The sequence below is a fragment of the Dactylosporangium sp. NPDC049140 genome (genome assembly GCF_040648435.1).
Genome location: NZ_JBEZDS010000010.1, coordinates 63,887 through 78,023 on the forward strand (window position 1 = coordinate 63,887; position 14,137 = coordinate 78,023).

At 74.1% G+C, this 14,137-nt stretch carries 16 protein-coding genes and 1 riboswitch; of the genes, 10 read left to right on the plus strand and 6 right to left on the minus strand.

What is annotated here, in order from left to right:
* From AB0B76_RS18565 to AB0B76_RS18575, 3 genes are all read left to right on the plus strand, one after another.
* Window positions 1-507, plus strand: coding sequence for a TRAP transporter small permease (locus tag AB0B76_RS18565; protein ID WP_360376246.1), 507 nt, complete (start codon window positions 1-3; stop codon window positions 505-507).
* A gap of 82 nt (window positions 508-589) precedes the next feature.
* Complete coding sequence (locus AB0B76_RS18570) at window positions 590-1,867, plus strand: TRAP transporter large permease (RefSeq protein WP_360376249.1); 1,278 nt, start codon at window positions 590-592, stop codon at window positions 1,865-1,867.
* Between the two features lie 44 nt (window positions 1,868-1,911).
* On the plus strand, window positions 1,912-2,409 hold the full coding sequence (locus AB0B76_RS18575) for a hypothetical protein (RefSeq protein WP_360376251.1): 498 nt from the start codon (window positions 1,912-1,914) through the stop codon (window positions 2,407-2,409).
* On the opposite strand, the gene AB0B76_RS18580 is transcribed toward AB0B76_RS18575, so the two are convergent.
* Both AB0B76_RS18580 and AB0B76_RS18585 read right to left on the minus strand, forming a co-directional pair.
* Complete coding sequence (locus tag AB0B76_RS18580; RefSeq protein ID WP_360376254.1) at window positions 2,406-3,059, minus strand: NAD(P)-binding domain-containing protein; 654 nt, start codon at window positions 3,057-3,059, stop codon at window positions 2,406-2,408. The genes AB0B76_RS18575 and AB0B76_RS18580 overlap by 4 nt on opposite strands.
* Before the next feature lie 69 nt (window positions 3,060-3,128).
* On the minus strand, window positions 3,129-3,974 hold the full coding sequence (locus AB0B76_RS18585) for an NAD(P)H-binding protein (protein ID WP_360376256.1): 846 nt from the start codon (window positions 3,972-3,974) through the stop codon (window positions 3,129-3,131).
* Window positions 3,975-4,038: 64 nt separating this feature from the next.
* Between AB0B76_RS18585 and AB0B76_RS18590 the strand changes: the two genes are divergently transcribed.
* Window positions 4,039-4,482: a helix-turn-helix domain-containing protein gene (locus AB0B76_RS18590; RefSeq protein ID WP_360376259.1), complete on the plus strand. Its 444-nt coding sequence runs from the start codon at window positions 4,039-4,041 to the stop codon at window positions 4,480-4,482.
* Here AB0B76_RS18590 and AB0B76_RS18595 read toward each other — a convergent pair.
* Entirely contained in the window at window positions 4,451-4,945 is a 495-nt protein-coding gene (locus AB0B76_RS18595) for a YcxB family protein (RefSeq protein ID WP_360376261.1), read from the minus strand. The two genes, AB0B76_RS18590 and AB0B76_RS18595, sit on opposite strands and share 32 nt — an antisense overlap.
* 51 nt (window positions 4,946-4,996) lie before the next feature.
* Between AB0B76_RS18595 and AB0B76_RS18600 the strand changes: the two genes are divergently transcribed.
* Window positions 4,997-6,265 carry a hypothetical protein gene (locus AB0B76_RS18600; protein WP_360376264.1) on the plus strand — a complete coding sequence of 423 codons (1,269 nt, stop codon included), beginning with the start codon at window positions 4,997-4,999 and terminating at the stop codon, window positions 6,263-6,265.
* Here the strand turns inward: AB0B76_RS18600 and AB0B76_RS18605 are convergent.
* A complete protein-coding gene (locus tag AB0B76_RS18605; RefSeq protein WP_360376266.1) occupies window positions 6,262-6,885 on the minus strand; it encodes a hypothetical protein in 624 nt (207 codons plus the stop codon). The genes AB0B76_RS18600 and AB0B76_RS18605 overlap by 4 nt on opposite strands.
* 134 nt (window positions 6,886-7,019) lie before the next feature.
* A complete protein-coding gene (locus AB0B76_RS18610; protein ID WP_360376268.1) occupies window positions 7,020-7,820 on the minus strand; it encodes an SAM-dependent methyltransferase in 801 nt (266 codons plus the stop codon).
* A gap of 45 nt (window positions 7,821-7,865) precedes the next feature.
* Window positions 7,866-7,932, plus strand: a riboswitch (guanidine-III (ykkC-III) riboswitch).
* A gap of 20 nt (window positions 7,933-7,952) precedes the next feature.
* On the opposite strand from AB0B76_RS18610, the gene AB0B76_RS18615 reads away from it, so the two are divergent.
* On the plus strand, window positions 7,953-8,267 hold the full coding sequence (locus AB0B76_RS18615; RefSeq protein WP_360376270.1) for a multidrug efflux SMR transporter: 315 nt from the start codon (window positions 7,953-7,955) through the stop codon (window positions 8,265-8,267).
* Window positions 8,268-8,438: 171 nt separating this feature from the next.
* On the opposite strand, the gene AB0B76_RS18620 is transcribed toward AB0B76_RS18615, so the two are convergent.
* On the minus strand, window positions 8,439-10,013 hold the full coding sequence (locus AB0B76_RS18620) for a glycoside hydrolase family 43 protein (RefSeq protein ID WP_360376273.1): 1,575 nt from the start codon (window positions 10,011-10,013) through the stop codon (window positions 8,439-8,441).
* 110 nt (window positions 10,014-10,123) lie between these two features.
* On the opposite strand from AB0B76_RS18620, the gene AB0B76_RS18625 reads away from it, so the two are divergent.
* From AB0B76_RS18625 to AB0B76_RS18640, 4 genes are all read left to right on the plus strand, one after another.
* The gene (locus AB0B76_RS18625; RefSeq protein WP_360376276.1) at window positions 10,124-11,140 is read left to right on the plus strand and encodes a LacI family DNA-binding transcriptional regulator; all 1,017 of its coding nucleotides are present in this window, start codon (window positions 10,124-10,126) and stop codon (window positions 11,138-11,140) included.
* Between the two features lie 70 nt (window positions 11,141-11,210).
* Complete coding sequence (locus AB0B76_RS18630) at window positions 11,211-12,203, plus strand: lysylphosphatidylglycerol synthase transmembrane domain-containing protein (protein WP_360376279.1); 993 nt, start codon at window positions 11,211-11,213, stop codon at window positions 12,201-12,203.
* Between the two features lie 24 nt (window positions 12,204-12,227).
* Window positions 12,228-13,310 (plus strand): glycosyltransferase, encoded by a 1,083-nt coding sequence (locus tag AB0B76_RS18635; RefSeq protein ID WP_360376281.1) that lies wholly within the window; start codon window positions 12,228-12,230, stop codon window positions 13,308-13,310.
* Entirely contained in the window at window positions 13,303-14,124 is an 822-nt protein-coding gene (locus AB0B76_RS18640; RefSeq protein ID WP_360376284.1) for a PIG-L family deacetylase, read from the plus strand. The genes AB0B76_RS18635 and AB0B76_RS18640 overlap by 8 nt, the downstream gene beginning before the upstream one ends.
* The last annotated feature ends 13 nt before the right edge of the window (window positions 14,125-14,137 follow it).

Here is a 14,137-nt window from a genome sequence, read left to right on the forward strand (position 1 = left end):
GTGACGGCTCGTCGGGCGCTGCGCGCGCTGGCGGTGGCCGAGAATGTGCTCATGTTCGCGCTGCTCGCCGGCACCGTCGCGGTCATCCTCGGCCAGGTCCTCTTCCGCTACGCGCTGCAGCAGCCGCTGTCGTGGTCCAACGAGGTCGCCACGGACCTGCTGGTCTACGTCGCCTTCGTCGGCTTCGCGATCGGCGTGCGCGACAACGCGCACGTGGCGCTGCACCTGTTCGAGCGGCGCATCGGCGCGCGGTCGCGGCGCTGGCTGCGCGTCGGCGAGCTGCTCGTGCTCGGCGCGGTGCTCGCGTGCATCGGCCTCGGCGGCGCGATGTACCTGTGGGAGCAGCGCGACGTCATGTCGCCGGTCGGCATCCCGCTGTGGGCGGCGTTCCTGCCGCTGCCGCTGGGCGCCGTGCTCGGCCTCGTGCACCTGATCGTGGAGATCGTGGGGCTGCTGCGCGGCGAGGAAGTGCGCGGGATCGCCGACGGGGAAATGGTGTCGGCGTGAGCGGTCCGGAGCGGAGCGGAGGGGCCGCTCACCGTGGGCTCAGTGTTGTCGCGCCGTCGCCGGAGCTTGCGGAGGTGACGGCGTGAGCTTCGGGTTCGCGTTTCTGGGGATTCTCGGGCTCATCGTGGCCGGGGTGCCGATCGTGGCCGCGCTCGGCGCGGTCGGGCTCATCCAGGCCTCCGCCGACGACGTGCCGCTGTCGATCGCCTCGCAGGCGGTCTTCCACGGGCTCAACTCGTTCACCCTGCTGGCCATCCCGCTGTTCGTGCTCACCGGCGAGATCCTGCACCGCTCCGGCGCCGCCGAGCGGCTGATCCGCTTCGTCACGATGCTCGTGGGCTGGATGACCGGCGGGCTCGGGATGAGCGTCGTCGCCTCGACGATGCTGTTCTCCGGCCTGTCGGGCTCGGTCAACGCCGACGCCGCCGCGATCGGCTCGACGATGATCCCGCCGATGACCAAGGCGGGGTACCGCCGCCCGTGGTCGGCCTCGATCGTGGCGGCCGCGTCGGGGACCGGGATCCTCATCCCGCCCTCGATCACGATGATCGTCCTCGGTACCGTCGCCAACCTCTCGATCCGCGACCTGTTCCTGGCCTCGCTGGTCCCCGCGGTGGTCGTCGCGGTCGGCAAGGGCCTCGTCATCTACTTCTACGCCAAGTACCGCGAGCCGACGTCCGAGCGCGTGCGGGTCACCCCGGGCGAGCTCGGCCGGGCCGGCCTGGCCGCCCTGCCGCCACTCGTCGCCCCCGTGATCATCCTCGGCGGCATCCTGTGGGGCGTCTTCACCGCGACCGAGGCGGCCGCCGTGGCCGTCCTCTACGCCACCCTGCTCGCCATGGTGTACCGCACGGTGCCCCGCGGCGACTGGATGAGCATCTTCGTGAACGCGGGCCGCACCTCGGGCGTGGTGCTGTCGCTGGTCGGGGTCGCGCAGCTGCTGGCGTACATGCTCGCCTACGACCAGGTCGAGGTGGTCCTCGCCGACTGGGCGGGCCAGTTCACCGGCAACTACTTCGTGTTCGTCACCGTGGTGATGGTCCTGTTCTGGATCCTCGGCGCGCTGCTCGACGGCATCCCGGCGCTCGTGGTGCTCATCCCGCTGTTCATGCCGCTGGCCGTGGAGGCCGGCATGGGCGAGCTGCACTTCGCGATCTTCGCGCTGGCCGTCTTCGGCATCTCGCTGGTGACGCCGCCGCTGGGCTCGGCCTGCTTCATCGTGTGCGGCATCGCCCGCATCAGGATCGTGGAGATGCTGCGGCCGATGCTGCCGTTCATGGCGGTCATGTTCGCCACGATCATCCTGCTCGCGTACGTGCCGGCGTTCTCGGAGTGGATACCGTCGCAGTTCGCAAAGTAGGGAACCGCAGAGCGGGCGGCGCCGTCTGTACCGGAGTGAGGATCGTGCTGACCGCGGCTGTTACGGCCGCCTTGCTGAGCGGATGCACACCCGCCGGGCCCACGCGGTCGGGCTCCGGGGAGTCGGCGCCGCTGCGCGGGTTCGGGGTGGCGGTCGACGCGGCGATCGCCGGGCGGGTGCCGCTGGTACACCTGCGGGTGTGCGGGGCGTGGGGCTGCCACGAGCAGGACGTGACGCTCGCGCCGTCCGGGACGATGAGCGCGATGCCGTGCCCGCCGACCGGCGACCCGGGCGCGGCGTGCGGGGCGGTGCAGATCCCGGGGCCGGGGCCGGGCTACGGCTACGCGCCGGTGCCCGGCCTCACCATGGACCCGGTGACGGTGACCGTGACGACCCCGCCGGGCGCGCCGCTGGCCGTCGACGCCTCGGCCCCGGTGCGGCCGCGGCCGGTGTGCCCGGGCCCGGGCTCGGCGTGCGCGGACCCGACCCCGCAGGCCGAGGTCCGCATCGCCGCCGACGGCTCGCTCAGCCAGTCGCGCTAACGCTCGGCCTTGTCCAGCAGGCCGCGGATGGTGGCGGCGACGGCGGGGGCCTCCTCGGCGTACGGGGCGCCGTAGACCGGGGTGTCGGGCTGGGCCCGCCAGCTGTCGGCCAGGGTGCCGCCGTCCACCGCGTCCCAGCCGATCGCGTCGAGGAACTCCGTCACCGTCTGCTTCGCGGCCGCGTCGTCGCCGAAGATCGGCAGCGCCGGGCGGTCCGGGCTCCCCGCCGGGCGGCCGAGCTCGCCGAGGTGCTTGAACCAGAGGTTGTTGAAGACCTTCACGACCCGGGCCGGGCTGACGTGCTCCTGCAGCAGGCCGCTCGACGTCGCCGTGCCGTTGTCGAGCTCGGCGATGTTGCCGTCGCGGGCCGGGTAGTAGTTGTTCGTGTCGATGACGACCTTGCCCGCAAGGGGCTCGGCGGGCACGTCGCGGTAGGCGCGCAGCGGCACCGTCACCACGACGATGTCACCGGCCGCCGCGGCCTCGGCCGAGCGGGCCGCGCGCGCCCGCGGGCCGAGCTCGGCGACCAGGTCGGCGAGCGTCTCCGGCCCGCGGGAGTTGCTGAGCACCACGTCGTAGCCGGCGGCGATCGCCAGGCGCGCCACGGTGCCGCCGATGTTGCCGCTGCCGATGAGTCCGATCGTTGTCATACCGGCGCCAACTCCCGCGGTACCGCCGCGCATTTCCGGTGTTGCGTATTTCCGCTGTGACCCACGACGCTATGCGAGGTCGGCGGCGTGGTCTTTCACCCACTCGCGGTAGGTCCGGGCCGGGACGCCGAGGACGTCCTGCACCGTCGTGGTGTGCAACGGCCCCTCCTGCCGGGCCCGCGCGCGGCCGGCCAGCACCACGTCGACGAAGGCGGCCGGCATCCAGCCCAGCATGCGCCGGCGCTCGTCCTCCACGCTGTCCTCCACCCAGCGCAGGTCACGGCCCAGGACCTCGCCGATGACCGCGACCAGCCCGGCCGGGGTGTGGATCTCGGGCCCGGTCAGGACGTAGCGCCGGCCGTGGTGGTGCCCGGTCATCGCCTGCACCGCCACCGCGGCGATGTCGCGCTCGTGGACGACTGTCGTGGGGGCGTCGCCGTACGCGCCGCGGACCTCGTCGCCGAGCCGGAGCTGCGCGGCCCACTCCAGGGTGTTCGTCGCGAACTGGGCCGGGCGCAGGAACGTCCACTCCAGGTCGGTGGCGGTGACCAGGCCCTCGAGGCCGGCGTGCAGCTCCGCGATGGCGTCGGGCTGCGGCCCGTCGTCGCGGACCACCGCCGAGGACAGCAGCGTCAGGTGGGTCGCGGCGCCCGCGATCGCCGCCACGACCGGCTCGGCCACCGGCACGGGCCGGCCGCGCCAGACCAGGAAGACCCGGTCGACCCTGTGCAGGGCGGCGGCCAGGGCGGCCGCGTCGGTGACGTCGGCCGCGAACGGCTCGACGCCGGGCGGCAGGTCGGCGGCGCGGACGCCGCGGGACAGGGCACGCACGGGAACGCCCTGGTGGTGCAGCTGGGAGACCACGTGGCGGCCGACGTTGCCGGTGGCGCCGATCACGAGTGCCTGCTTCGTCATATCGACCACCGTAGGCGCCCAGGCTATCTCTGGGATAGCCCATACCTCAGGGTAAGCTCAGGGCGTGACGGTAGGAGTCGAGGCCGGAGCGGATGGCGGCCCGGACCCGGGTGACGTATTCGACAGCGCCTGCCCCGGGCGGGCCGTCTTCGACCACGTCACGAACCGGTGGGGCATGCTCATCCTGGCCACGCTGCACGGCGGCCCGCTGCGCTTCTTCGAGCTGCGCGACCGGATCGGCGGCATCACCGAGAAGATGCTGTCGCAGAACCTGCGCACCCTGGTCCGCGACGGGCTGGTCGGGCGGGAGGTGCGGGCCACGGCCCCACCGAGCGTGACGTACCGGCTCACCCCGCTCGGGCACGGGCTCGCCGAACGGCTCCTCGCCGTCGTCGGCTGGATCCGCGGCAACGTCCCGCAGATCCTCGACGCCCAGACCCGCCACGACACCCTCCAGCGCGGCGAAGCCGGCCAGGTCACTCCGGGAGGAGGCCGCGCTCGTCCATGAAGGCGCGCAACGTCTCGGCCTCGGCGGCGGACATGAGGTTCTTCGGGATCACGGTGGCGGGAATCCGCCCGACGTACACGATCCAGAACTCCGGCGTCTCGGCCACCCGCGAGACGCCGTCCCACGCGATGCCGCCCGACTCCGAGCCGCTCGTCATCATGATGTTGTCGTCGGTGATGTCGTAGCCGCCCTCGACCGCATACTTGCCGGACTGGCGCTTGGCCTTGAACCGCACCCACGGCGCGTACAGCATCGAGAGCACCCCGGCGATGATCAGCGCGTAGTACAGCGACTCGAGCGGCTCGCCCCAGCCGGCCACGCGCGCGAGGGCCAGTCCGGCGACGCCGAGGCCGAGCAGCCAGGCGCCGATCACGGTGAACTTGCGCAGCCGTACCGCGCTGAGGACCGCGGCCACGCGCCCCGGGTACCCGGGATCGGCCGGCACGTCGAATCGGATCTGCACGGCAGCACGCTATCAGCGCGACCGGGGTGCCTTGTGGCACGATCGGCAACCATGCGGCTCACCGATCAGGCGCAGCGGGCCCTCACCGCGGCGGTCGGCTCGCCGGGCAAGAGCGCCCGCGACCTGCTGATCGCGCTCGCGGTGGGCGAGGGCGGGGCCCGGCACGCGCTCAAGGGGCGCGACCTGGCGCCGGGGCCCGGCGCGCCGTCACCCGGGGCCGGCGCCGCGTCACCCGCGCCCGGCGCTCCCTCGCCCGGGGCCGGCGCCGCGTCACCCGCGCCCGGCGCACCCTCGCCCGGGGCCGGCGCCGCGTCACCCGCGCCCGGCGCACCCTCGCCCGAGGCCGGCGCCGCGTCACCCGGGCCCGCCGCGCCCGAGTTGCGGCTCATCCTCGAGGCCGGGCTGCGCCGCTCCCGGGCCGAGGGCCGGCTCAGCGTCACCACCCTCGACCTGCTCGCCGCGCTGGTCGAGGCCGGAGTCGCCGCGGCGGTACCGCTCGACGACCACGACACGTGCTGCCCCGAAACGTCCACGAGCTTCGTCCCGGCCGTGCTCGGCGAGCTCTCCGCCCGCGCCGCCGAGGTGCCGCGCCGCGGCTGGTTCGCGAACCTGGGCGGCAACCTGGCCGCCTGGGCGCTGCTCTACTCCGCCGTCCTCGCCCTCAGCCGGGACACGTCCGGCCCGGAGATCGTCCTCGCCGTCGCCGCCGGCGGCATCGTCATGGCGCTGCTCGTGGCGGCGCTCAAGGCCGGCGGGCAGCTGCGGCGGCTCACCGCCGGCACGGAGCCGGCGGTGCCGCTGCCCGGCGACGCCGGACCGCTGCTCGCGCGGCTCGGGCTGCGCCGGCTCGACGTACACATCCACCCCGCGTTCGGCACCGACCGCTGCTACCGCCTCGGCGGACGGGCCGTCATCGTGCTCTCCGCGCACACCGAGCGCGACCCGGCCCGGGCGCGGTTCGTGCTCTGGCACGAGATCGCGCACCTCGCCCGGCGCGACAGTCGCGTGTGGACGATCGGCGGGCTGCTCGGGCTCGGCCTGCTGACCGGCTCCCTGCTGAGCTTCGACCCGCGGGCCATGGCGGTCGCCGGGATCGGCGCGCCGGTCCTGACGATCGCGAGCCGCTGGTGGGGCGAGGCCGCGTGCGACCGCCTCGCCGTGCGCCGCGCCGGCCCCGAGGCGCTGCACGCCTGGGCGAGGAACACCCGCGCGGTCGTCGCGGCCGTGCGCCGCACCGGCACCGCACGCCGCCGCGGCCGCCTGCGCGCTCGCCTCACCCACCCGCCGCTCACCCTGCGGATGGCCCTGCACCGCCCCTAGCCGAGGCCCGGCGAGTACACCCACGTCGTCGCCAGCACATCCGGGCGGGCCGCCATGTACACGTCGAAGCCGGTGATGCGGTAACCGGCCCCGAGCAGCACCGGCACGGCCGGGTGCGGCCCGGGCACGCACAGCTCGGCCTCGCCGACCGCGTGCAGCGCGGCGACGAGCGCGCCGGCCGCGGTCGCGGGGTCGGGGCAGGCCAGGTGGTCCAGGCGGCCGGCCCCCGCCGCGACCGGCTCCCCGCCGGCGCCGCGGACGACGAGGCCCTCGCCGGCCAGGAACTCGCGGTGCACCCCGGTCAGCCGCGCCTCGACCCGGGCGGCCTCCGCGGGCGTGCAACCGGTGACGGCGAACGCCGGGCGGGGCAGGCGATCCGGCCCGCCGTGCAGGTACAGCAGCGGCCACCACGGGGTCAGGCCCGCCCGGACGTAGAGGCCCAACGCCCGCGGGTCCTGCGAGGCGAACGTGAACGCCACCGGCCCCAGCTCCCGCAGCAGCACACCCCCGGCCCCGCCGCCGTGGCCGGCCGGGTCGACGAACAGGTCGGTGAGCATCGTCGCCCCGCCGACGTGGAGGGTGGCGCCGAAGCCGGCCACGCGCCCGTCCCGCTCGGCCACGAGCAGTGTTCCGTGCCGCCGCAGATGTCCGGTGTACCGCGGGTCGGCCCCCGACCCCGGCCCCGGCTGCCCGTTGGCGCGCGCGATCGCGGCGACGGCCGGATCGTCGTCCTCGGTGGCGGGGCGGACCGTGGTCAGGGCTTGCGGGCCACGAGGCCGTAGATGCCGAGGTCGCGGCTCACGGGCCGGGCGGCCGCCGGGTCGTCGGGGCGCCAGTCGGCCACGGGCACGATCCCGGGCTCCAGGATGTCCAGGCCGCGCAGGTACCGCTCCAGCGTCGCCCGCGTCCGGGCGCGCACGTCGGTGCCGCCCGCGGCGAACATCTGCTCGTACGCCGCGATGCCCCCGGCGTCGCTGAAGTCCATCGTGCCGTGGCTGAGCACCACGTGACTGCCCGGCGCGAGCGCGTCCACGAGCGTGCGCACGATGCCCTCGACCTGCTCGTCGTCGTGGACGAAGTGCAGCAGCGCGACGAGCTGCAGCCCGACCGGCCGGTCGAGGTCGAGGGTCTCGCTCAGCTCCGGCCGCCGCAGGATCGCCTCGGGGTCGCGGACGTCGGCCTCGATGTAGTTCGTGCGCCCGCGCGGGTCGCCGACGAGCAGCGCCTGGGCGTGCATCATGACGATCGGGTCGTTGTCGACGTACACGACCCGGGACTCGGGCGCGACCGCCTGCGCCACCTCGTGCGTGTTGTCCGGGGCCGGCAGCCCCGTGCCGATGTCGAGGAACTGCCGCACCCCGGCCTCGGCGACGGTCCGCACCGCCCGGCGCAGAAACGCCCGGTTGGCCCGCGCCAGCTCGACGACCGCGGGAAACGCGGCGGCGATGGCGTCACCGGACGCCCGATCGGCGGCGAAGTGATCCTTGCCGCCGAGCCAGTAGCTGTACCGGCGCGCGGGGTGCGGCACCGACGTGTCGATCCGGGTGCTGTCCATCACCAAGGAAGGTAATGGATCAGGCCCGCGACTGGCTACACTGAGGGTGACGCCGCATATGCGGTGGTTCCGGACGAGCGGTGTCGTACCCGGCGTGACAAGACGACCCTTTGCGAAAGTACAGGTGTCGTCATGGCCTGGCTGATCCTCGCCATCTCCGGTCTGCTCGAGTCCGTGTGGGCGATCGCCCTGAGCCGCTCCGCCGGCTTCACCCGCCCCATCCCCAGCGCGGTCTTCGCCGTCGCGCTCGTGGCGAGCATGGGCGGCCTCGCCTACGCGCTGCGGTCGATCCCGGTGGGCACCGGGTACGCCGTGTGGGTCGGCATCGGCGCGGCCGGCACCGCCCTGGCCGGCATGCTGTTCCTCGGCGAGCCGTCGACGCTGCTGCGCCTGCTGTCACTCCTGCTCGTCGTGGCCGGCGTCGTCGGCCTGAAGGTCTTCCACTGACCGGACCGGCGAGTTCGGCACGGCCGTGCACGGCGAGCTCGACGCCATCGTCACCTGGGACTACGCGAGCCTCCCGCACAACAGGGTCCCCCGCGTCGAGCTCGTCGCACCGTCCCGCTGACCGGCGGGGTGCGGCCGCACACACTCCGCCGGTCGTCCTAGGAAACTAGGTCATAGCTGGGGCTTGTAGATCGCGGCGGAGAAGTCCGCCGGTAGACCGCCACCGGTCAGGTCCTGCGCCCACAAGCCGAAGAACGCGCCGGTGAAGCCACCGCTGCCGGACTCGCGGGCGTACTCGTCGGAGAGGATCGAGGCGTCGAACGGGCCCCACTCGGCCGACCCGCACGAGGCCCGCAGCGTGCTCCCGTCGAGATCCAGGCGCAGCCGTACCGGCCCCGCGACCGGCACCGCCGGGCCGTGCATCTGCAGCCGGCCGCGGTCGCTGGACAGCACGTCCACGACCGCACCGAGCCGCTCGTCGAAGCCGACGCGCAGGAAGTACCAGTTGCCGCTGTCGTAGTACGCCGTCACCCCGGCCATGTGCTGGAAGTGCGCCGGGCGGAACTCGACAGTCGCCTCGAACGTGGCGCGGAAGTGCTGCACCCGCCGGGCCACGAGGCTCTCCCCGGTCTGGGCACCGGGCGACCGGCCGCCGTGCAGGCGCAGGTGCCCCCGGCGCGCCTCGGTGCTCGCCCAGTCCCGCGACGCCGGGCGACGCAAGGTCGACCACTGCACGCCGAGCCCCGGGGCGCCGAAGTCGTCGGTCTCCGGCTCGTCCGGCCACGGATGCGCGGGCAGGCGCGGCGCGGGAACCTCGTCGTGCGGTACACCCCCGTCGATCCGGGGCCAGCCCGCCTCCGTCCACGCGACGCGCTGGATCGCCGTCTCGCGGCCGAGCACGCAGCGGCCCCGGGGGCTCAGCGGACGGCCGGTGAGGTGGGCGAAGAACCACTCGCCGGCCGGGGTGTCCACGAGGCTGCCGTGGCCCGCCTTCTGCAGCGTCAGGTCGGGCCGGTGCACCGACGTGATGAGCGGCGGGCCCGGGTCCGTCTCGTAGGGGCCGAGCACGTCGCGGGAGCGCGCGACCGTCGCCTGGTGGAACCAATCGGTGCCGCCCTCGGCGGTGACGAGGTAGTACCAGCCGTCGCGGCGGTACAGGTGCGGGCCCTCGGTCATGCCCGCCGCCGTGCCCGCGTAGACGGTGACGGGCTCGCCGACGAGCCGGCGGGCGCCGCGGTCGTACTCCTGGGCGATGATGCCGTTCGCCCACGGGTGGCCCGGCCGCCAGTCGGTGCGGTTGGACAGCAGCCAGCTGCGCCCGTCGCCGCCCGGGCCGATGTCGTGGAACAGCGACGCGTCGAAGCCCTGTGCGTGCAGTGGCACCGGGTCGGACCACGGGCCCTCGACGGACGGCGCGGTGACGAGGTAGTTGGGCGTGTCCCAGAAGGACCCGTACGACTTCACGTCGGTGTACACGAGATGGAACAGGCCGTCCGCATAGGACAGACAGGGCGCCCAGATGCCGGCGGAATCGGGGTTGCCCCTCATGTCGAGCAGGCGCAGGCTGTCCAGCGCGCCGCCGAGCGGCCGCCAGTGCACCAGATCCCGGGAGTGGTGCAGGCGGACCCCGGGGTACCACTCGAAGGTCGAGGTGGCGAGGTAGTAGTCGGCGCCGACCCGCAGGATCGACGGATCGGGATGGAACCCCGGCAGCACCGGGTTGGCGATGTTCACATTGTTTCCCATCGACCTACCTTTCGGGAAACATTTCGAAACTACAGGGCCGGGTGTACCGTGCCGAACACAAGGTAGCCCCGAATTGGCCGGGCAACAGTTTTCGAAAATCAGGTGAGGTCATGACGGCAGACGGCCGGCCCACGATGGCGGAAATCGCCCGGGAGGCGCGCGTCGCCGTCTCCACGGTTTCGAAAGTGCTCAACGGCCACACCGACGTCTCGATGAAGACCCGCCAGACGGTGGAGCGGCTGCTGTCCGAGCGCGGCTACCAGCGGCCCCGCTCGGCCAAGAACGGCCGGCGCCGCCGCACCGACCTGATCGACCTGGTCATCAACGAGCTCGACAGCGTCTGGGGCCTGTCGATCCTCACCGGCGTCGAGGAGGTCGTCGAGGAGGCCGGGCTGGGGCTGGTCGTCTCCGCCGTGCACAACCGGCAGTCACTGACCCGCCGCTGGGTGGAGTCGTTGCTGGCCCGCGGCTCCGAGGGCGCCATCCTCGTGCTCTCCGAGCTGGCCGAGCGCCAGCACGAGGACCTGCGCCGGCGCAACCTGCCGTTCGTGATCATCGACGCCGTGAACCAGCCGCCGCCGGGCACCCCGTCGATCGGGGCGACCAACTTCGCGGGCGGCTACGCGGCGGCCGAGCACCTCGCCGCGCTCGGGCACCGGCGCATCGCCGCGATCGGCGGGCACGAGCAGTTCCAGTGCACCCGGGCGCGCATCGCCGGCTACCGGGCGGCGCTGGAGTCCGCCGGGCTGCCGCTGGATCGGCAGCTGGTGCGGTACGGCGACTTCCAGCACGACGGCGGGCTGCGCGCGGCCGAGACCCTGCTCGCGCTCCCCGACCCGCCGACCGCCGTGTTCGCCGGCAGCGACCAGCAGGCGACCGGGGTCTACGAGGCGGTGCGCCGCGCCGGGCGCACCATCCCGGGCGACGTCAGCGTCGTCGGCTTCGACGACCTCAACTTCGCGCAGTGGACCGCCCCGCCGCTGACGACCGTGCGCCAGCCCCTGCACGAAATGGGCGTGGCCGCCGCGCGGACCCTGCTGCGCATCGTCAACGGCGAGCGGATCGAATCCCCCCGAATCGAACTCGCCACGGAGCTGATCGTTCGTGAAAGTACCGCCGCCGCCTAGCTCTTCAGCGTATTCTCAGGTACCTTCTGCGACCTTGACCGACTCGACGGCCGCACGGGGGAGGGACCGGATGGCGGTGAAAGCGCGCCGCGTTGCGCTGTTGACCGGCGCGGCGGGGTTCGTGGCCTGGTCAGCGGTACACCTGGGGGATCTCGGTGTGTCGTGGACCCAGGCGTGGCGGATGATCGCCGACCTGGGCTGGCGCTGGCCGCTGTTCCTCGGCGTCGTATGGCTGCTGGGCCTCGTGGTGCACACCACCGTGCTGACCGCCTCGCTGCCGGGCCTGTCGCACCGCCGCGCGCTGACTCTCAACCTCTCCGGCAGCGCCGTGTCGAACGTCCTGCCGCTGGGCGGGGTGGCCGGCACCGTGCTGAACCTGGGCATGGTCCGCGGCTGGGGGCACACCGGCCTCGAGTTCGCGCGCTTCGTCGTGGTGTCCAAGGCCTGGGACCTCATCGCGAAGCTGTTCATGCCGCTGGTGGCCGTGGGTGCGCTGCTGGTCGCCACCGCGATCCCCGGCGGTCACCTGGTGCTGTGGCTGCTGTGCGCCCTCGCCTGCGCCGGCTTCGGCGGCCTGGTCACCGCCGCCCTGCTGGGCCGGGCCACGCCCCTGCTGCGCCTGGTCGCCTGGGCCGAGCGGGCCTGGATCCGCATCCGCCGCGGCGGCGACCCGGGCTGGAACCGGGCCGCCACCGAGCTCCTCGACGGCACCGACAGCCTCGTGCGCCGCCGCTGGGCGGAGCTCAGCTGGGGCATGGCCGGTTACTGGGTGCTGCAGGGCGCGCTACTGTGGCTCAGTTTCGTCGCGATTCACGTGTACCTGCCGTGGCCGGTCATCCTCGCCGGCCTCGTCGCGGAGCGCCTCCTGACCCTCGCCGCCATCACCCCCGGCGGCGCGGGACTGGTCGAGGCGGGCACCATCGCCGTGCTCATCGCCCTGGGCGCCGACCCCACCGGGGCCCTCGCCGGGGTGCTGCTGTACCGCGCCTTCGTCTTTGTCGCCGAGATCCCCGTCGGCGGCATCGCCACCGCGCTGTGGCTGCTCGGCCGCCGCACCGCCTGACCTTCACGAGAGATCCCCCGCCACATGCGCATAGCCCACGTGACCGACGTGTACCTTCCCCGCCTCGGGGGCGTCGAGCTGCAGGTGCACGACCTGGCGTCGCGGCAGTCGGCCCAGGGCCACGAGCCGCTCGTGCTGACCACGACCGCCCCGTCGGTCTTCGCCGACGACCTGCCGACCCTGCGCATCACCGGTCTCGGCGCCGGCCCGTACCGCCGCTTCGGCGCCGACGCCCTCGGCGCCGTCCTGCGCCAGCACGGCGTCGAGGCCGTCCACGCCCACGTGTCCGCGTTCTCGCCCCTGGCCTGGACCGCGGCGCGCTCGGCGGCGACGACCGGCCTGCCCACGGTCGTGTCCGTGCACTCGATGTGGCACGACATCATGCCCTTCGTCCGCCGGTTCGCGCGCTGGCAGGACGCCGCCTCGTGGCCGGTCCAGTGGGCGGCCGTCTCGAGCGCGGCCGCGTCGGCGGTCCGCTCCGCGCTCGACGGCACCCCGGTCGCCGTCCTGCCCAACGGCATCGACCCGGGCGCGTGGCTGCTGCCCCCCGCGCCCACCACCTCGGCCGTGCCCACCTTCATCAGCGTGATGCGCATGGTGCGCCGCAAACGCCCGCGCGCCCTGCTGCGGACCCTGCTCGCCCTGCGCGAGACGCACGACTTCCGCGCCGTCCTCGTCGGGGACGGCCCGCTGCTGCCGAGCCTGCAGCGCTCCGCTCCCCCGGAGATCACGTTCACCGGCGCCCTGGACCGCACCGCGATCCGGGCCCTGCTCGCCTCGGCCGACGTGTACATCGCGCCCGCGCCCCGGGAGTCGTTCGGCATCGCGGCGCTGGAGGCCCGCAGCGCCGGCCTGCCGGTGGTCGCCCGGGCCGGCAGCGGCGTGGCCGACTTCATCCGCCACGACGTCGAGGGCTGGCTCGTCCACTCGGACGCGGAGCTGCTCGACGTGCTCGGCTGGATGCTGGACGACCCGTCGCGCGCGGCGGCGGTGGCGGCGTACAACCGCGCGGTCGCCCCGTGCGTGCGCTGGGACACGGTGCTGGACCGGGCGGACGAGCTGTACGCGCGGGCCGCGTACTTCCTCGGGCGCCGGGCGCATGCCTAGGCGCACGATCGTCTCCTTCCACGCCCACCCCGACGACGAGACCCTGCTGACCGGCGGGACGCTGGCGCGGGCGGCGGCCGAGGGCCACCGGGTCGTACTGGTGACGGCCACGCTGGGTGAGGCGGGACTGGCCGATTCCGCGGCTTCCCCCGGCTCCCGTTCGTCCCTCGGCCCCCGTTCTTCCCTCGGCTCGCGGCGGCACGCGGAGCTGCTGGCGGCCGCGGCGGCGCTGGGGTGCGCGCGGGTGGAGACGCTCGGGTACGCCGACTCGGGCCTCGACGCCTCGGCCGCTGTCTCCTGTTTCGCGGACGCCTCCGTCGACGAGGCCGCCGCCCGGCTCGCCGCGATCCTCGTCGACGAGAAGGCGGACGTCCTGACCGGGTACGACGCCAACGGCGGCTACGGCCATCCGGACCACCTGCAGGTGCACCGGGTGGCCCGGGCGGCAGCCGCGCTGACCGGCACGCGGCTGCTCGAGGCGACGGTGGACCGGTCCTCGCTGCGCACGGTGCTGGCGGTGCTGCGCCTGGCGGGCCGCTTCCTGCCGTCCCTGCCGTTCGGCGACTCCTCGCGCGTGTTCACGGCGCGCGAGGACATCACGCACGTGGTGGACGTGCGGGACTTCGCCCGGCAGAAGCGCGCCGCGATGCGGGCCCACGTCTCGCAGAGCGAGGGCGGCTCGGGCGTACGGACGCTGGGGCTCCTCTCGTCCCTGCCGGGCCCGCTGTTCCGGGCCGTCTGCGGCCGCGAATGGTTCACCGACCCGGCCGGCGACCCGGACGCCGCGGCGACGTGGGTGCTCGCCCCGCAGTAGACCTGGCCCGGCT